Origin of the sequence: Halonotius terrestris, assembly GCF_006861665.1 — an archaeon.
Taxonomy (GTDB): Archaea; Halobacteriota; Halobacteria; order Halobacteriales; family Haloferacaceae; genus Halonotius; species Halonotius terrestris.
Genome location: NZ_RKLU01000003.1, coordinates 374,589 through 392,491, shown reverse-complemented (window position 1 = coordinate 392,491; position 17,903 = coordinate 374,589). Strand labels below are relative to the sequence as shown.

Sequence of the window (17,903 nt, the reverse complement as noted above, 5' to 3'; positions counted from 1 at the left end):
ACTTTTAGGAGTGGGTTGTTCTACCATACGGTATGTCATTGCACAACCGAGGTGTCCGGCAGGACGTCCGTGAACTCGGTGCCCTACTCGGTGACGTACTGAAAGAACAGACTTCGACTGACTCCTTCGAAACCGTCGAAGCCCTCCGCCAAGCCGCGATCGCCTACCGCGACGGCGAGATCGACTCCCGGGACGAACTCAGAGAGACGATCGACGAGCTTTCGCCCGGCGAGGAGGGGGAAGTCGCTCGTGCGTTTACGACCTACTTCGAACTCATCAACCTCGCCGAGGAGCGTGAACGCGTCCGAGCCGTCCGGACCGGCTCACAGGAAGGGACCCTTGAGGACAGCCTCGACAGAACCGTCGAGACGCTGGCCGAAGCCGATGTCGACAGCGACACCGTCGCCGGAATCCTCGATGACGTGTTGATCGAGCCGACCTTCACTGCCCACCCAACGGAGGCCCGCCGGAGCACGATCAAGGCCAAGCTCCGCTCTATCGCCGACCACCTCCGGACGATGGACGAACACAACCTCACCGATCAGGAAGCCGAGGATGTTTGGCAGGAGATCGAGGCTGAGGTGACCAGCCTCTGGCAGACCCGACAGGTACGGCAGCGACAGCCCGAGCCACAGGACGAGGCGCGCAACATCCAGTGGTACCTCGAAAACACGCTGTTCGATGTNGTCGGNGAGGTNTACNGCGAGTTNGAGGNNGNNGTCANCGAGGNGTACCCCGACNTCGANGTGCCGAANCTNTTCGAGTTCCGCTCGTGGGCCGGCAGCGACCGCGACGGCAACCCCTTCGTCACCGTCGACGTGACTGACGAGACGCTGGAAACCCAGCGGAACATCGTCCTCGATCGGTACCAGACCCAGCTCAAGCGGCTTTCGGCCGTGTTGAGTCAGGACGGCGACCGGTATGCGACCACCGGCGCGTTCAAATCCTCGCTCGACGCCGACATCGAGCGGTTCCCCTCCGTCTCCGAGGTCGCCGAGGAACGGTACCCCGAGGAGCCCTACCGTCAGAAGTTCGGCCTGATGCGGGAGCGACTCGACCGCGTTGGCGACGTTCGGCCCGGTGGCTATGAGGACAGCGAGGAGTTGCTGGCGGATCTCGAAACCGTCGACGCCAGCCTGCGGGCCTACGGCGGCGTCGACATCGCCGACACGTTCATCCAACCGCTGATCCGGCAGGTCGACACCTTCGGCTTCTCGCTGGCCAGCCTCGACCTCCGGGACCACCGCATCCAGCACACCAAGGCCCTCGACGAGGCCCTCGCCAACGAGGGGATCGACTACCGCGATCTTGACGAGGACGAACGTGTTGAACTCCTGACTGACGCCATCCTGCAGGACGAGCAGCTCCTCGATATGGAGTCTCCGGGCGATCTCAGCGAGGAGTCACAGAAGGTCATCGATCGCTTCCTCGCGCTGGGTGATTGGCAGAAGGAGTACGGGATAGAGGCCATCGACACCTACTGCATCTCGATGGCCGAGGAGCCGAGCCACGTGCTGGAAGTGCTGTTCCTCGCCGATCAGGTCGACGTGGTGTCGCTGCCGGATCACGTCGGTATCGACATCGTCCCGCTGCTGGAAACCGAGTACGCGCTCAACGGGGCCGACCGGATCATGGGGACGCTGTTCGAAAACGAGGCCTACGGGCAGGCCCTCGATATCCGCGGCAACACCCAAGAGATCCTGCTGGGCTACTCCGACTCAAACAAGGAAAACGGCTTCATGGCGGCCAACTGGGACCTCTACAACAACCAGCGACGTCTCGCGGAGATCACCGACAACTACGGCGTGACGGTGCGGATGTTCCACGGCCGCGGCGGCTCGATCTCCCGCGGCGGCGGCCCGATGAACCGCGCGCTGCTCGCCCTCCCCAACGAGACCGTCACCGGACAGGTGAAGTTCACCGAGCAGGGCGAGGTCATCGCCGAGAAATACGGCTTGCCGCGGATCGCCGAGCGCAACCTCGAACAGATGCTCGACGCCCAGATCCGCGCCCGGCACAACGCAATGGAAGAGCCGGTCGAGCAGGTGCCCGACGAGTGGAGCGACGCGATGAACACGATGGCCGACGCCGCCCGCTCGGAGTACCGCGATCTGCTGGAGACNGACGGCTTCGTNTCCTNNTTCGAGCAGGCGACGCCGATCACNGTCATCGAGNANCTNAANCTCGGNTCNCGGCCNGCCTCNCGNTCGGANGANCGNNCNGTCGNNGACCTCCGTGCCATTCCGTGGGTCTTCTCGTGGACGCAGTCGCGGTGTATCCTGCCGGGCTGGTTCTCGATTGCCTCCGGGATCGACGCCTATCTCGATGACGGCGGCGACATCGAGACGCTCGCGGAGATGTACGAGGAGTGGCCGTTCTTCCGGACGACGTTCGACCGTGCGACGATTGCACTTGCCCAGACGGATCTCGAAATCGCCGACGAGTACGCCGCGCTCGCCGACAGCGATCTCCGGGAGACGTTCCAGCCGTGGCTGGAAGCCGAGTACGAGCAGACGGTCGAGTACATGCTGGAGATCACAGGCCGTGACTCGCTGCTGCGGCGTGACTGGTTCGACGAGAGTCTCGAACGGCGCAACCCCTACGTCGACCCGCTGAACCTACTGCAGACGCACCTGTTGAGCCAGACCCACCTGACTGAATCCGAGGAGCGAACCCTCCGGCTGACGGTCAACGGGATCGCTGCCGGGATGAAAAACACCGGATAACGCCGACTCGCTGTTTTCGCTAATCGCTACTTTTTCGCGCTGCTGGCTGGTGTGCGTAGCCTCGCTACCCGCTCGGCTGACCGACTTACGGCGTCGCTACGGGGGTTGGTTGCTGGAAAAACGATCACCGCTGCAGGGCGTGGTGGAGGGCCGAACTGTCAGCGGGTGGGGAGTCGAAAGCTGCGGTGGAGGGGTGGGGAATCGTCAGCGGGGACCGCCCTCAGGTGAGGGCGTTCAAACGAACCACACGCCGTGGGGTGCCTCAGATGGCGTGTGGGGAGTGCCCGGGGACTGCATCGGGTGGAGCGTGGTGATCAGTCGGTCGCTACGGCGGGCCGTTGCCGTTACCGCCGGATCGACCGTTGCCGTTGTTGCTGCCTGCATCGGTGTCGTCGTCATCGTCGCTGTCAGCTTCATCGCTGTCGTCCGCATCGTCAGCGTCGTCACCGTCGGCATCGCCGGAGCGGTCGCTGTTGCCCGCAGCGTCCTGTCCGTTGCCTTGTCCGTTACCGCGATCCGCGTTGCCCGCGTTCTCAGGGGCGTTGCCGCGGTCGGCGTTCCCGGCGTCGTCAGGTCGCCCGGCATCGGCGGGTGCGTTGCCCGGCCCGCTGTCGTTACCGGGGCCGCCTGCTTGCTCCGGCGGGCCCGAGCCGTTAGCCGCGCGGTCGCTGTTACCGCCGGCATTGCTCACGGCGTCGGAGATGACGGGTCCGAGTTTCTCGAACTCGCCGTTCCGGAAGGCGTCGATCAGCCGCTGGATCGTGGAGACCTTTTCGGGGGCTGCCTCGGGAATCTCCTCGACGTCCTCTTCGGACTGGGCCACGAGCGTGCCGTCTTCGACCGCGTAGACGGTCGTCTCGGTCGTGTCGTCGACGGTCACTGCGACCTCGATGGCCGAGCGGTTACCGAGATCGAAGGCAACGGTGCCGTTCTCGTCGGTCGTCCCGACGTCAGTGCCGTTGACCGCGACGCTCGCGTTCTCGACGGCCGATCCGTTCGACGTGACCGTCACCGTCACGGTCTCGTTGTCGAGTGTCGCGTTGTACGCGAACGCGACCTCGGTTTCGTTCCCGTCGTCGGTTTCGTTCCCGTCGTCGGTTTCGTTCTCGCCGTCATCGGTTTCGTTAGCGTCCGCATCATCCTCGGACCCGTCGTCAACTGACGCGTCGTCATCGGACGTGTCGTCGCTGTCCGCCGTCTCATTCGTTTCCGTTTCATTGGTCGTGTCGTCGGTGGTCTGGGCTGCGACCGCACCCGAGGCGATCGGGACGGCCAGCAGGCAGACTGCCATGATCACAGCCATGATCGTGGTTCGGTTCATTGCGATTGGGCATACTGGCGGTACCTACTTCAAGCCGGATAGCAGTAGCCTCGAATTACCGCGTTTTAGCCACAGTTGCGCCGATTTTCGTCGGATTACAACTCGGCGTAAGCGTCAAAAGAATTTTATATGGGTTACTGATCGCTGCCAGCCAACTCCTCGGCGACAACGCTCACGTCCAACAGCGCGGGGTCAACAGCCAAGTCCGTCTGCCGCGTTGCGACTTCCGGCAGCGACTGCTCGCTGTAGACGACCACGCGCACCGCGGGGTTCAGTTCCTTGGCGACGGGAATCCCGCTGGCTTCGCCCACGTCGGTCAGCACCAACATTTCCGCGTCGTCGATTCCGGCGGCCTCCAGCGTCGACGACGACACCACGTCCTTGATTCGGGTGATGCTGAAGCCCTCGCTGGCGAGGGCATCGCCGAGTCCGTCGGGGTCGGGACCGGCGACGATTGCGGTCTCGCTCATTCGTACTCGATGGTCGCCGGCGGTTTGTGGGTCACGTCGTANACGACNCGNGNGACGTTGTCGNNCNCNCCGGTGATGCGNNNCTGNATACGCTGGAGCGTCTCCCAGTCGAGCTCCTGTGCGCGTGCGGTCATCCCGTCGCGGCTCTCGACGGAGCGGACGGCGACGACCCAGCCGTGNACGCGGTTGTCGCCNTTNACGCCNGTNGCCTTNCCGATNACGGCGGCNAANGCCTGCCACGGCTCGTACTCCGCAAGCTCTTCTTCGACGACGTGGCAGGACTCGCGGGCGACTTCGACCTTCTCGGGCGTTACTTCGCCGANNATNCGNACNGCNAGNCCGGGGCCGGGGAACGGCATNCGNTCGGAGATNANNGNNTCGAGGTCGAGTTCNCGNGCNACCTCGCGNACNTCGTCCTTGTAGAGGTCNCGNACNGGTTCGACGATCCCCTCGAAGTCGACCACGTCGGGCAGCCCGCCGACGTTGTGGTGGGATTTGATGTTGCCTTCAGACTCGATGCGGTCGGGGTANATNGTNCCCTGNACNAGNTNNNNGGCGTCGGNTTCCNNTGCNTCGCGNTCGAACTCGCGGATGAACTGCTCGCCGATGACNTNGCGCTTCTCNTCGGGNTCGGTCACGCCNTCNAGNGCGTCGAGGAANCGNTCNNGNGCNTCGACGATCTNNAGGCNGTCCATGAACGNGAAGGTCTCGCGGATCNNCTCGGTNTCGCCCTTNCGCATNAGGCCGGTGTCGACGTAGACGGNCGTNAGNTGNTCGCCNANGGCGCGGTATGCCAGCGTCGCCGCCACGGAGGAGTCAACGCCGCCGGAGAGTGCGATAATCGCGTTGTCGTCGCCGATCTGCTCGCTGATCGATTCGACTGCCTCGTCGATGAACTCGGTAGGATTAACCATCTAAATGGTCGCCTCAGTTTCGGTGTCGTCGTCGGTTGCGTTGTTCGGTGTGTCGCTGTTCGACTCGCTCTGCTCCATCACCGCATCGAGGAAACTCACGAACGGTGGGCTGGCCCGATCCGGCCGCGAGCGGAACTCGGGGTGGAACTGCGTCCCGAGGAAGAACGGGTGATCGTCGAGTTCGAGAATCTCCATCCGTCGCCCCGAGACGCCGGAGAAGACCATGTTCTCCGATTCCAGTTCGTCGATGTACTCGGGGTTGACCTCGTAGCGGTGGCGGTGTCGTTCGGTACAGGAGTCAGCGTTATAGATCTCGGCGGCCAGCGTGTCGGGTTCGATCTGCGTTTCGTGCGCGCCGAGACGCATCGTCCCGCCCATATCGTCGATCTCCTTCTGTTCGGGGAGGATGTCGATGACGGGATGGGGCGTCTCCTCGTCGATTTCGGCGGAGTGTGCGCCCTCCAAGCCGAGAACGTTGCGGGCTTGCTCGATGACGGCCATCTGGAAGCCGAGACAGAGNCCGAGGAACGGNACNNCGTNNTCGCGGGCGTANNGNACNGCNTCNATCTTNCCTTCNGNGCCGCGGGNGCCGAAGCCGCCGGGGACGATGATCCCGTCGGCCGACTCCATGCGCTCGGCGTGTTTCTCCTCCATTTCGTCGGCGTTGACCCACAGCACGTCCACGTCGGTTTCGCGTTCGATCCCCGCGTGTTTCAGGGCCTCGTGAATCGACATATAGGCGTCTTCGAGGCCGTATTTGCCGACGAGGGCGACCTCGACGGTTCCGCTGCGCTCGCGGGTGACCAGCTCCCGCCATCGTTGGGAGCGGTCGGCCTTCGGGACGGCGTCGTCGGCGATGCCGAGCCGGTCCATCACGTACTCGTCGAGGCCTTCGTCTTCGACCATTAGCGGCACTTTGTAGATGTCGTCGACATCGGGATTCGAGAACACCGCGTCCGTCGAGACATCACAGAAGCGGGCGATCTTCGTCTTCGTCTTCTCGTTGAGTCGCTCCTCGTTGCGTCCCACGAGGATGTCGGGTTGGAGCCCGATAGATCGGAGTTCTTTGACGCTGTGTTGGGTGGGTTTGGTCTTCTGCTCGCCGTTCATCGAGTTGGGGACCAAGGTCACGTGCATGAAGAGCAGGTCGTCGTCGCTTTCCTCGCTGGCGAACTGTCGGAGGGATTCGAGGAAGGGCATCGACTCGATGTCNCCGACGGTNCCNCCGANNTCGACGATACAGACNTCNNNNCCCTCNGCAGCCTCCCGGATCCGACGTTTGATGTCGTCGGTGATGTGTGGGATGATCTGGACGGTCTTCCCGAGGTAGTCGCCGGCGCGCTCCNNCTCGATGACGNNNTNNTANGTNTTCCCCGTNGTNACGTTGTGGTCGNANGTCATNTCGATNNCGAGGAAGCGNTCGTAGTTNCCCANNTCGAGGTCGACNTCGCCGCCGTCCTTNAGNACGTANACCTCGCCGTGCTGGTAGGGGTTCATCGTCCCCGCGTCCACGTTGAGATACGGGTCGATCTTGACGGCGGTGACGTCGAAGCCGGCGTTGGCGAGCAGCCGGCCNGTGCTNGCNGCNGTGATCCCNTTNCCNAGNCCGGACATTACNCCTCCCGTTACGAAAATGAACTTCTTCCCCAGCGTGGGGTCGTATCCCGTTGTGGGTTCGGTCGGCATACTGACTGTGAGCGAGGTTTCATCAAAACGGTTTCGATGGGGCTGGTGACGTGCTTGATGTTCCCACATTGTCACTGCCAGACAGGAGCGTTTTGTACACCCGTCCGCATTCTCGGGTATGCGGAGTCTACGCAAGCGCGTCGCCTACTTCCTCCTGTTTACCGCCGCCCTCGTCATTACGGTCTCCATCGGCTACGACTTCGGGATGCGGGCCTTCGAGCCCGGGCCGTACCCGCCGCCGGGCACCGAGATCTCGCTGCTGCACTCGATGCAGGTCGTCGTCGAGACGATCACCGCCACCGGCTACGGCTCGGACGCGCCGTGGACGAGCCCCGAGATGAACACGCTCATTATCCTGCTGGATCTCACCGGCGTCGGGCTATTCTTCCTGGCGTTGCCGGCGGTCCTGCTGCCGGTGTTTCGGGACGCGCTGTCGACGACGGTGCCGACGGCGGTCGATGACGACTGCCGCGATCACATCGTGATCTGTAGCTACACGAACCGGGTCGACGCCCTGATCGATGAACTCACGTCCAACGATATCGAGTACGTCCTGCTGGAACCGGACCGCGATCGCGCGGTCGACCTCTATGAGGACGGCTACAGCGTCGTCGACGCCGACCCCCAATCGGTCGAGGCACTCGAAGCCGCCAACCTCCCCGAAGCGCGCGCCTTGGTCGCCGATGTCTCCGACCGCGTCGATGCGAGTATCGTCCTCACCGCGAAGGAGGCCGCCGAGGACGTCCCCGTCGTCAGCGTCGTCGAGGACCCTGAGCTCGTCAGCTACCACGAACTCGCCGGGGCCGATCACGTCGTGACGCCGCGCCGCCTGCTCGGCGAAGGGCTGGCCAGTAAGGTGACGACCGAAGTCGAGACGGATCTCGGCGACTCGCTGCAACTCGGATCGGATTTCGAGATCGCCGAGATCTCGATCCGTGCCGAGAGCGAACTCGCGGGCCGGACGCTCGGCGACAGCGAGGTCCGCGAGCGGTACGGCGTCAACGTCGTCGGCGCGTGGGCCAACGGCGAGTTCGAGACGCCGCCGCCGCTGTCGATGCCGCTGGAGCGCGGCACCACGCTGCTCGTGACCGGCGAGACGGACGCGTTGCGGCGGCTTCGCCGGGCGACCGGCTCCCGCATCCGGCAGTTCGGCCGCGGCGAGACCATCGTCGTCGGCTACGGTCAAGTCGGCCAGACGGTCTCTGAGTTACTCGCCGAGGCCGATATCTCACAGACGGTGATCGACAGCGAAGCGAAAGACGGCGTCGATGTCGTCGGCGACGCGACCGTCGCCGAGACGTTTCGGAACGCCGGGATCACCGAGGCCCAGTCGGTCGTTATCGCCCTCCCGGACGAAACCGACGTGGAGTTCGCTACGCTCATCGTCCGGGATATCGACCCCGAGACGGAGATCATCGCCCGCGCGGAGACCAACGAGGCCGTCTCGAAGACCTATCGGGCGGGCGCGGACTACGTGCTCTCGCTGGCGACGGTCAGCGGCCGCTCGATCGCCTCGCTGGTCATCGACGACGAGGAAATTCTGGGTATTGAGACCAACGTCGAGATTATCAAGACGACCGCGCCGGGGCTGGCCGGCGAGACGCTGAACGGGGCCCGAATCCGGGAGCGCACCGGCTGTACCGTCGTTGCCGTCGAGCGCGACGACGCGACGCTGACCGACCTCGATGCTGACTTCCGGATCGAAGCCGGCGACCGCCTCGTTATCGCCGGCAGCGACAGCGGCGTCAACACGTTCCTCGAACGGTACTGCTGAGTTGCCCGTCGCCGCGCTCCCACCGCTACCCCCGGTCGCTGCCGCTGCCGAAACCCGAATACAACAGGGGTCCGAAAGGCGAATATGACGCAGGTCGCCGTCGGCGCGCGGCTGCATTTCGGGTTCAGCAATCTCTCGCTGTCCCACAGCCGACTGTACGGCGCGCTCGGGGTCGCCCTCGCGGAGCCGACGGTGTCGCTGTCGGCGACGCCGGCCGACGCCATCGACGCACCGCCGGCGATCGAATCGCTCACCGAGACCGTCTGTGATCGCCTCGGCGTCGACGGCGTCTCGCTGGAGATCGACGCCAGCCTGCCGCCCCATGTCGGTCTCGGCAGCGGCACCCAGCAGGCACTCGCCGTCGCCACGGCGGTCGCCGGCGCGTACGACAAGGGGATTTCAGTCCGGGAGATCGCGCCCACCCTCGGCCGCGGCGGGCGGTCAGGTGTCGGCGTGGCGACGTTCGAGGCCGGCGGCTTCGTCCTCGACGGCGGCCACCCGACTACGCGCTTTACCACCGACCGACCGCAGGACGGCGCGTGGACGGTGCCGCCGGTCGCCGCTCGCCACCCGATTCCCGACGACTGGCGGTTTTTACTCGTTGTTCCCGACAGCGAGCCGGGCCGCAGCGGCGACGTGGAAGACGACAGCATCCGAGCGGCCATCGAGCGGGCCGAGCCGGAGATCGCCGACCGCATCTCAGGGCTGATCACGCGGCGAGTGTTGCCCGCGATCGCCGCCGGCGATGCCGACCGATTCGGGGAGGCCGTCGCCGAGNTCGGCCGNCTCAACGGCGCGTGGTACGCCGACGNNCAGGGNGGCGTCTATCGGCCNCCGGNCGGCGNNCTCGTNGCGTCGCTGTCGGGCGCGCCGGCGATATACGGGGCCGGCCAGTCCTCGTGGGGGCCGACCGTCTACGGTGTGACCGATGCCGACCACGCCGATGCCGCCCGCGAGGCCGGCCGCGAGGCCCTTGATGCGGCCGGGATCGACGGCACGGTCGATCTCGTGGCGGGTCGGAACCACGGGGCACGCGTCGACGGCGACACCCTCGACGTAACGGCTAAGCGGCCGTAGCCGAATCCCCTTCTATGGTCGATATGCCGTTCGGCGTCTCGCGGCTGGACTCGCTGCTCGGCGGCGGGGTGCCGACGGGGAGCGTGGTCGTCCTCGCTACCGAGCCCGGAGCCGGGGGCCGGCAGTTCCTCCGCACCAGCGCGGCGATGAACGCGCTGGCGACGACGGACAACGAACGCTTCGAGTTCTACTACGGCGATCTCGAAGGCGACGACGTCATCGCGCCGCCGGCAGTCCACTACTGCTCGCTGGCGGCGACGGCCGACTCGCTGGAGACGATCCTGGGCGAAACCGTCGCCGACGAGGTCGCTGCCAGTGCTGCTGACGCGATCCATTACCGCGATTTCTCGCCGACCTACTTCGGATCGAGTCCCGTCCCGCCCGAGTGGTATCTCGGCGGCTCGGATTCGACACCATCGCCGCTGCCCGAGGAGGATGCGGCCGACAGCGACGCGGCCGATAGCGATGAAGCTGATGGCGTCGCCGCCGAGGGCGATCCCTTCGAGTATTCGGGTGAGTCCGCTGACGGCGACACAGCTGTCGACGACGACCCGGACGGTGACAGCGACGGTTCGGTCGGTGAGGCCGAGTCGTCGACAACGCCGGCGTCGATCCTGCCAGCCCTCCGCGAGTACCTGATCGAGCACGCCGCCGGCAACCTCGTCGTGATCGACGCGATCACCGATCTCGGGACGCTGCCCGACGACGAGGTCGCGTGGGATGAGGTGACGCGGCTGCTCCGGGGGCTGACGCGAGCGGTCACCGACTGGGGCGGCGTCGTCCTCGTGTTGGCCGACGCGGAGGCGGTGACGCCGCCGGAGTTGGGCGCGCTGTCGGCGGCGGCCACCGGAACCCTCCAGTTCGGGTGGGAAACCGGTGGCTCGAAACGCGCCCGGGTGATGAACGTCCGGGAGCTTCGGGGCGCGCTCTCGCGGCTTGAACGCGAGGACATCGTCCAGTTCGAAGCCGAGATGCACGACCGCGGCTACGATCTCAGCAACGTCAAAAAGATCCGTTGAGGGTCGCTCGCGGCAATTTATCAGTGTTCTAGTATGTGCGAAATACTAACTACTAGGGGTGTGTTTCGGTTTCACATGGCAGACCACAATCCAGCGACTGATCCGGCGGCTGACGCCCCGGATGGAGCTGACGGCGGTGGCAGCGACGCCGATTCGGCGGCTGACAGCGAGGTCCCGTGGACGGATTTCGACGACGCCGAGGAAAGCGGGCTCGACATTCCGCCGCCGTCGCGGGCCAAGCCGACGGAGGTGATCGCCGGCACGACGGCGTTCATCGAGCCGGCCGTCTACTGCACGCAGTGTCCGCAGTTCGACGAGTCGGCGGGAGAGTGCACTAACGACGAGACCGAGATCATCGAAACGCTGCACGACGGGCGGTTTCACGTGACGAACTGCCCGGCTGTGACTTCCGAGGGCCCCGACTTCGAGCGCGTGCAACGAGACTAAACCGTCCCGGCCAGTACCGCGGGTATGCAGTTCTGCGACGAGTGCGGCACCATGATGGTCGCCGAGAACGGCGAGATGGCCTGCACCAACGACGACTGCGGCGCGACCGCCGACCGCGACGACGAGCGGGCCGACGAGTTCGTCTCGACGGAGTCTCAGAGCGGCGACGAACTTATCGAAACCGCGGAAAACGATCAGTTCGAGGGGAAACCGACCGCCGACGACGTGACCTGCGAGGAGTGCGGCCACGGCGAAGCGTGGTACACGATCAAACAGACCGGCGCGGCCGATGAACCGCCGACGCGCTTCTTCAAATGCAAGGAGTGCGGCTATCGCTGGCGGGATTACAACTAAGACTGACGTGTGACCATTAATTGGTTCATTTACACGTTTTGAATGGCTTGAGGGATTGAATCGGTGAGATTCTAATAAACCTACTTTTTGAGGTAGATTATATCGATGCTTCAATCACGAATAGAACCCTGTACGAATCACAGACAACAATGAGGCGGTTCAAATCGATAATTCCCACGTTCTAGCCTTTCTAAGACGCGATTGGCATTCTAAATTAGGGTGTAAACAAGTAGCGACATTTATGTAATCATTCCTTTGCCTATTTCCTCATTTTTCGGTAATCAGTGTTGCAAAAGCCCCTATTTCTGCAACAATAGAAATTTTTTACCGAAGATTTATATTGCCTGCCACAAATGTAAAAACGATGCCAAACCAGAAATTGGCCGGCATCCTGCTTGCAGGAATGCTGGCCTTGGCACTAATTGTATCGTTAGTGAAAGGATTAGCAAACAGTATGGCTCAATTCCTCGCAGGCATAGGGATTCCGGCCTCTCTGGCCAGTGACTTTGGATCAGTTGTGTTCTTCGGAGGACTATTCCTATTGGTCGTCCTTGGAATCAGAGCTATTCCTCGACTCTCTCGCGTCTGACCACGCTGGCATGAGTAAATAAAATTCCAATCATTAGTCTGGTCAATATCAGTACACGACTCACCCGTTAACTCATCACAAACACGACTCCGTCATCGTCCAACGGCCAAAGTCGGCTATCTACGAGATGGTATCACATCAAACAGCCGCTCGGTAACTGATCAATCCATATCGGACTCTGGGTTGTTCGCGCGTCGGTAGAAACCAACATTTTCCAGAGCGTGTTGCCGCTGTCGTTGTCGAAGGATTCGGCGTCGATAGCGAATGATTCTTTCTTGATTGAATAGCCCGGTGCCAAGTTTTAGGCATATAGCCATGTAAAGCATACGTATATGTCAGGAACGGATTCCGCAGACGGAGCCGACGAGCCGGAAACCGTACAGATCAATCTCCGGCTCAGTAAGGCGTTTCTCGACGACATTGACACGACATGGAAAGAGGAGGGTTTCAACTCCAGAAGCGAGTTCCTCCGGTATGCCGCCCGCGATGCGGTGAAACACCCTGCATTCTCGCGGGAGGGGTGGAAACAGATCGCGGCGAGCGAACACGAACTCCGTTCCGACGACGCCGAACTCGTCTCCCGCGAGGAAGTCATCGAACTGATGGACCGCGACGACAATGACCGCTAACGGGTGGCAGTGGAAGTTCACGCCGCGAGCACTGGACCAGTTCGACGGACTCGATCCGCACGTACAGGACCGGATCGTCACGAAACTCGACGAAGTCGTCGAGTCAGAATGGCGTGATCCCGAGGAGTTCCTTGAACCGCTGACCGGCGGTCCGTTTTCGAAACTCCGCATCGGGAACTACCGACTCGCCTGCACGCTCGACCACAGCGACTCGGTGTTAGAGGTCCACCGAATCGAACACCGCAGCGGGGCCTACACTGCTGACGACGACTGAGTCGGAACTGGTCGCTTCGATCCATCACGCCGGCCTATCCACAGATAGGGGTGTCACGTTCTCAGCCGCTACAAAACGGGGGTTGGAGGGCGATACGCAGGAGTGCGACAGCGATGTCGCTACCGATTAGGCTGTATCGGATTCAGGATTGTTCGATCGTCGGTAGGATCCGACCATCTTCCAGAGCGTGTCAGTGACATCCTTCTCGGACGATTCGGCTTCGAGCTGTCGGTACAGATCGTCGGAGACTGTTATCTGGGGCATCACCAGCACATTGCGGTGGGATGAGTATAAATTTACTGCGAGTACAAATCGAGTTAATTTCTCAGCGGTCGGTGAGCCTGGCGGCGAATTCGAGGACGCCTTTCGCTCCGTGCGGCCGTCGCTCCCGGCAGCGGCCCGTCTCTTGCCGTGTGAGGTCGAACCGCTCGGCGGCGGCGTCGACGGCGGTTTTGAATCGCTGGCGGGTCGGCTCTGGCAGCGCGGCAATGCCGCTGTCACCGCTGCGGCCGCCGTCGGTCGCGGTCCCGTCGTCCGGTTCGATGTGATCGACTGCCTCGTCGTCGCTGCGGTACAGCCTGATCTCGACCGTCTCGTCCATCGTCTCGGTCTGCAACAGCCGGATCACGGTCGTCGTATCCCGATAGATCGTCGTCTCCGGATCCGGGAGCCGCGTCGGGATCGACACCTCGTCGGTCGGTGCCGACGCTGACGATCCATCGTGTGTTGTCGTCTCGGTCGTCTCGGCCGTCTCTGTCGTCGTCGTCGCTGTCCCGGTCGTCTCGATTGACGATGTTGTTTCGGTCGCCGATTCGGTTGTCGTCTCCGTCGCTGTCTCGGTCGTTGCGTCGGTGTTGCTTGCTCGCTCGGCGGTCGCCAGCGAGGCGGCGAGCGAATCCGGTGTGTCGGGCGTCTGTGCTGTGTCGTCGGTCGTGGCCGGATCGCCGGCCCAGTTCTCGGTCGGCTGACTCGTGGTCGCGTTCATCGGTATGAATGGAAAGGGGAGTGTGGTGACAGGCGGGAGCAGTGTCGTTAGGGGAACCGCGCCGTCAGGCGGTCAGTTCGTGTGGATCGAGCCACAGTGTGAAGCTGTCGTCGGCGTCGTCTTTCAGGAAGCCACGCAGGAACGGGCTGTCGGTGACGCTGCTGGAGTCGACGGCGTCGCCAGCGACTTCGCTGACTTCCCGGACCTCCTCGACGAGCCACCCGACCGGCGAGTCCGTCCCCAACTCCTCGGCATCGAGGACGATGATCCGCTCGGTCGCCTCGCCGCCGTCGGTCAGCAGTTGGGCCGTATCGACCTCCAGCAGCTCGCTCGGATCGACGATGGTCGTCGTCTCCCCGCGGAGGTCGGTGACGCCTTGGACGTGGGATTCGGTGTTCGGCACCGATCGGACCGTATCGCCGCCGACGATCTCGGCGACGTAGTCGATCGGCACGCAGTACTCCTCATCGCCCAGTGTAAACGTGAGTACCTGTGTAGTGTCGCTCATACTTCCTCCTTAGTTCCGGCTGGCCTCGAACTCCACGTCGTAGTCCTCGCTGAAGGTCTCGACGAGGTCGGCGACCTCGGTGACCATGCTGGTCTGCTCTTGGTTGGCCGCCGCGAGTTCGTCGATCTCGTCGGCCAGCATGCGGGCGTTGTCGTTGGCGTCCTCGGTCATCGCCGCGATCTCCTCGGTGCTTGCGGCCTGCTCGTCGGTCGCGTCGGCGACCTCCTCGATGCCGTCGTTGATCTCGCCGACTGCGTCGCCGATGTCGTTGAGACTGTCGATGGCGGTGTCAACCTTGCCGAGGCCGTCGTCGATGCGCTCGTTGGCTTTCTCGATGCTGTCGACGGTCTCGTCGGTGTTGTCCTTGATCCGGTTGGCCATCTCCTCGATGTCGACGGCCTGGTCTTGGGTCTCCTCGGCGAGCGTTTTGATCTCGTCGGCGACGACCGCGAAGCCATCACCGTCATCGCCCGCGCGAGCGGCCTCGATTGAGGCGTTGAGCGCGAGGAGGTTCGTCTGCTCGGCGATATCCTGAATCACGGTGACGATATCGTCGATGTTCTCGACGCGGTCGCGGAGCGCGGAGATGTCGTCGGCGACTTCGCCGGCGGCGTCGTCGACGGTGTCCATCGCGTCGATGGCGTCCTTGGCGGCGTCTTGGCTCTCGTCGGCCAGCTCGCGGGCTTTCCGGCTTTCGGCCCGCACCTGATCCGCGCTGGAGGCGATCTCCTCGATCGTCGCCGAGAGATCGGAGGCTTCGTTCGACACTTGGGCCATGTTTTCGGCCTGCTCGGCGGCGACGCCGTTGACCTCATCGACGCTTTCGGAAATCTGGGTGGCTGCCGACGCGAGTTCCTGCATCGAACCCTGCATCTCTTCGAGGCGGTCGCGCTCGATGACGACCTTCTCGGCGTTGTTTTCGGCGACCATCGTGCCGCTGGCCTGCTGTGTCGTTGCCGTGCCCTGCCCGTTGGACTGCTGGGGTACTGGCTGGGTTTGGGTCCCACCGTCGGCGGCCATCTGTTTCGACTCGTTTGCGCTCGCGTTCGCTCGCTGTTCGGTGGCGTCGCTCTGCTCGTTCATAATGAGTGAATTATCGTCGGTCGACCCATCGCTTCCATCGCGGTCGGCCGCTGTCTTCGCGGCGTCGGCTGACTCGATTTCAATGCCTGCATCGTCCGCGTCTGCTTCGCCGTCGCCAGCGGCCGAGCCGTCAGTATCGGCCGTCTCGGTGTCTGTTTCGGCGGTGTCGGTCGGTTCGTCCCCTTCGGTCGATAGCAGCCCGGTGATCGTTTCGATCATCACCTGTATCAACGGGTGTATACCCAGTAGTGGTACGGACTAGGTGAATAGGCGCATTCGACTCTCGGGGACACCTTTCAGTATAGGGTATCAGGGAGTTACACCGTGCGAACGGCTCATACCCGGATTCGACGCGGGGTCTCACTCGTCGCCGTGGCGTGAGTCGTCGTCGAACAGCTGGTCGGCGATCCGCCGTTGGGCCGTCCAGAAGTGTTCGGCGAACGTCGGCTGGGCGATCCCCAGCAGATTGGCGACATCCTCGCTTGAGGCCTCGTGGGGCCACTCGTAGTAGCCGGCGTGATAGGCCGTTTCGATAACCTCACGCTGGCGGTCGGTCAGGGCGTCGTCCAGCAGCCCGCGCAGGTCATCGATGGACCGCTCGGCGCGGTCGTGTTTCTGTCGGGCGACCAGCTCGAGGCCGGGATACCGCGCTTCGATGTGGTCGACGACCGACCGTACCTCCGCGCTCGGCGGGAGTTCGAGCCGCAGCGTCGCGCCGCCGTCACCGGCCGTCGCCGCGGCGATGTTCGCGCCGTAGAGCCCGGTGAGGTCGTCCCACCAGGGGGTCGCCGAGACGACCGACAGTTCGCTATCGCCCTCCACTACCTCGACCGACTCGGCATCGAGTGACGCCGCCAGTCCGTCGATGTCATCGGGCGGGTCGCCAGCGAGGCGGTACAGCGTCAGGGCCGTTCCGTCGGTTCGGTAGGTCGTCTGGGCGAGTTCGACGCCACAGCCCAGCCGGTCGGCGAGTGTGACGAACGGGAACTCGGTGTGCGTCACATCGAACTCTATTTCGACGACCTGCTGGCTGGTGTCGCCGCGGCGTCGCTCGCTGGCCCCGATGGCAAAGGCGGTGAGGTCCGCGAGGTCGGTCAGCGTCTCCCGCTCGGCAGCCGATATTTCCCCGCGCCGGGCGGTGTAGATACCGAGCACGCCGTAGGGGACCTCCTCGTGGACGATGGGGACGCCGATCGCGGCGTCGAACCCTGCCTCGCTGGCGACGCCGGTCCAGCCCTCGTCGTCGCCGGCGGTCGACAGCCCGGTTTCGATCCGTGGCTCGGCATCGGCGAGGGCGTGTTCTTCGACTGTCCGTGGCTCGTGGTCGGTTCGAAACTCGACGCCGTCGACGAGGTCGCCGTCGCCGGCCTGCGCCCGCACGGTTATCTCGCCGCTGTGGGCGTCGCGCTCGCCGATCCACGCGAGGTCGTAGAGATCGGATTCGACGAGGCGGTCACAGACGCCCGTTTCGATGGCTTCGCGGGTCGGCCCCTCCAGCACCGTTTGGAGGACGGCCTGCCCGAGCGTATCGAGGGCCTGTTTGTGCCGCGCGGCCTGCCGGGTGCGGTACTGGCTGACGAGGTTCTCGATCCGGTTGGCCGAGATGGCGTACTGTTCGGCCGAGCCGTCCTTGACGATGTAGTCGCTCACGTCCGCGGCGATGGCGCGTTTGGCCACCTCCTCGTCGCCCTTGCCGGTAAAGAGGATAAAGGGGAGTTGCGGATACTCGGCCCGCACGGTTTCGAGGAACTCGATGCCGTCCATCTCCGGCATCCGGTAATCGGAGACGACGCAGTCGATGGCGGTGAACGCCGTCGCGTCGAGGGCGACCTGCGGGTCGGTTTCGGTCGTCGTTGCGATCCGGTCGCTTTCGGCCTCCAACAGCGTCGCCGCCAGCGTCACGAAGTCCTCGTCGTCGTCGACCAACAGCACCCGGATCTCCTCGTCGGACTCGCTCGGCGCGGTTGCCGGCACGGCGGTCGGCGGCGTCTCGTCGCTCACGGTTCTGTCTCGTTACGAACGCCGTCCTGCGGTTGCATAAAACCAT

Annotated in this window: 17 protein-coding genes and 1 pseudogene; 9 read left to right on the top strand and 9 right to left on the bottom strand. The window is 63.9% G+C overall.

All coding sequences use genetic code 11. From position 1 onward, the window contains the following. Positions 1-32 precede the first annotated feature (32 nt). Positions 33-2,726: a phosphoenolpyruvate carboxylase gene (ppc, locus tag EGH24_RS08805; protein ID WP_142979779.1), complete on the top strand. Its 2,694-nt coding sequence runs from the start codon at positions 33-35 to the stop codon at positions 2,724-2,726. 325 nt (positions 2,727-3,051) lie between these two features. Here the strand turns inward: ppc and EGH24_RS08800 are convergent, their stop codons facing one another. The 4 genes and pseudogenes from EGH24_RS08800 to EGH24_RS08785 all read right to left on the bottom strand — a co-directional run bounded on the left by EGH24_RS08800 (position 3,052) and on the right by EGH24_RS08785 (position 7,117). Then, positions 3,052-4,047 (bottom strand): hypothetical protein, encoded by a 996-nt coding sequence (locus EGH24_RS08800; protein WP_142979778.1) that lies wholly within the window; start codon positions 4,045-4,047, stop codon positions 3,052-3,054. A 134-nt stretch (positions 4,048-4,181) separates the two neighbouring features. Continuing rightward, on the bottom strand, positions 4,182-4,517 hold the full coding sequence (locus EGH24_RS08795; RefSeq protein ID WP_142979777.1) for a DUF7126 family protein: 336 nt from the start codon (positions 4,515-4,517) through the stop codon (positions 4,182-4,184). Then, positions 4,514-5,431, bottom strand: a pseudogene (gene guaA / locus EGH24_RS08790) (glutamine-hydrolyzing GMP synthase). Before guaA ends, EGH24_RS08795 begins: the two are co-directional and overlap by 4 nt. Next, a complete protein-coding gene (locus EGH24_RS08785; RefSeq protein ID WP_142979776.1) occupies positions 5,432-7,117 on the bottom strand; it encodes a CTP synthase in 1,686 nt (561 codons plus the stop codon). A gap of 118 nt (positions 7,118-7,235) precedes the next feature. Here EGH24_RS08785 and EGH24_RS08780 point away from each other — a divergent pair, with 118 nt between their 5' ends. The 8 genes from EGH24_RS08780 to EGH24_RS08745 all read left to right on the top strand — a co-directional run bounded on the left by EGH24_RS08780 (position 7,236) and on the right by EGH24_RS08745 (position 13,280). Further along, positions 7,236-8,891, top strand: a complete 1,656-nt coding sequence (locus EGH24_RS08780; protein WP_142979775.1) for a potassium channel family protein — start codon at positions 7,236-7,238, stop codon at positions 8,889-8,891. Positions 8,892-8,975: 84 nt separating this feature from the next. Then, complete coding sequence (locus EGH24_RS08775; protein WP_142979774.1) at positions 8,976-9,968, top strand: beta-ribofuranosylaminobenzene 5'-phosphate synthase family protein; 993 nt, start codon at positions 8,976-8,978, stop codon at positions 9,966-9,968. Positions 9,969-9,982: 14 nt separating this feature from the next. Continuing rightward, positions 9,983-10,987: an RAD55 family ATPase gene (locus EGH24_RS08770; RefSeq protein WP_142979773.1), complete on the top strand. Its 1,005-nt coding sequence runs from the start codon at positions 9,983-9,985 to the stop codon at positions 10,985-10,987. Between the two features lie 75 nt (positions 10,988-11,062). Beyond that, the gene (locus EGH24_RS08765) at positions 11,063-11,434 is read left to right on the top strand and encodes a hypothetical protein (RefSeq protein WP_142979772.1); all 372 of its coding nucleotides are present in this window, start codon (positions 11,063-11,065) and stop codon (positions 11,432-11,434) included. A 24-nt stretch (positions 11,435-11,458) separates the two neighbouring features. Next, positions 11,459-11,788, top strand: coding sequence for a transcription factor S (locus tag EGH24_RS08760; RefSeq protein WP_142979771.1), 330 nt, complete (start codon positions 11,459-11,461; stop codon positions 11,786-11,788). A gap of 364 nt (positions 11,789-12,152) precedes the next feature. Next, positions 12,153-12,377 carry a hypothetical protein gene (locus EGH24_RS08755; RefSeq protein WP_142979770.1) on the top strand — a complete coding sequence of 75 codons (225 nt, stop codon included), beginning with the start codon at positions 12,153-12,155 and terminating at the stop codon, positions 12,375-12,377. Positions 12,378-12,709: 332 nt separating this feature from the next. Beyond that, a complete protein-coding gene (locus tag EGH24_RS08750; protein WP_142979769.1) occupies positions 12,710-13,006 on the top strand; it encodes a ribbon-helix-helix domain-containing protein in 297 nt (98 codons plus the stop codon). After that, positions 12,996-13,280, top strand: a complete 285-nt coding sequence (locus tag EGH24_RS08745) for a type II toxin-antitoxin system RelE family toxin (protein WP_142979768.1) — start codon at positions 12,996-12,998, stop codon at positions 13,278-13,280. The genes EGH24_RS08750 and EGH24_RS08745 overlap by 11 nt, the downstream gene beginning before the upstream one ends. 126 nt (positions 13,281-13,406) lie before the next feature. Here EGH24_RS08745 and EGH24_RS15330 read toward each other — a convergent pair whose 3' ends face one another. The 5 genes from EGH24_RS15330 to EGH24_RS08725 all read right to left on the bottom strand — a co-directional run bounded on the left by EGH24_RS15330 (position 13,407) and on the right by EGH24_RS08725 (position 17,857). Next, the gene (locus EGH24_RS15330; RefSeq protein WP_185903283.1) at positions 13,407-13,544 is read right to left on the bottom strand and encodes a hypothetical protein; all 138 of its coding nucleotides are present in this window, start codon (positions 13,542-13,544) and stop codon (positions 13,407-13,409) included. 61 nt (positions 13,545-13,605) lie between these two features. Continuing rightward, complete coding sequence (locus EGH24_RS08740) at positions 13,606-14,265, bottom strand: hypothetical protein (protein ID WP_142979767.1); 660 nt, start codon at positions 14,263-14,265, stop codon at positions 13,606-13,608. Between the two features lie 64 nt (positions 14,266-14,329). Further along, positions 14,330-14,773 carry a chemotaxis protein CheW gene (locus EGH24_RS08735; protein ID WP_142979766.1) on the bottom strand — a complete coding sequence of 148 codons (444 nt, stop codon included), beginning with the start codon at positions 14,771-14,773 and terminating at the stop codon, positions 14,330-14,332. Positions 14,774-14,782: 9 nt separating this feature from the next. Further along, entirely contained in the window at positions 14,783-16,075 is a 1,293-nt protein-coding gene (locus EGH24_RS08730; protein WP_185903282.1) for a methyl-accepting chemotaxis protein, read from the bottom strand. 141 nt (positions 16,076-16,216) lie between these two features. Further along, complete coding sequence (locus EGH24_RS08725) at positions 16,217-17,857, bottom strand: bacterio-opsin activator domain-containing protein (RefSeq protein WP_142979765.1); 1,641 nt, start codon at positions 17,855-17,857, stop codon at positions 16,217-16,219. Positions 17,858-17,903 lie beyond the last annotated feature (46 nt).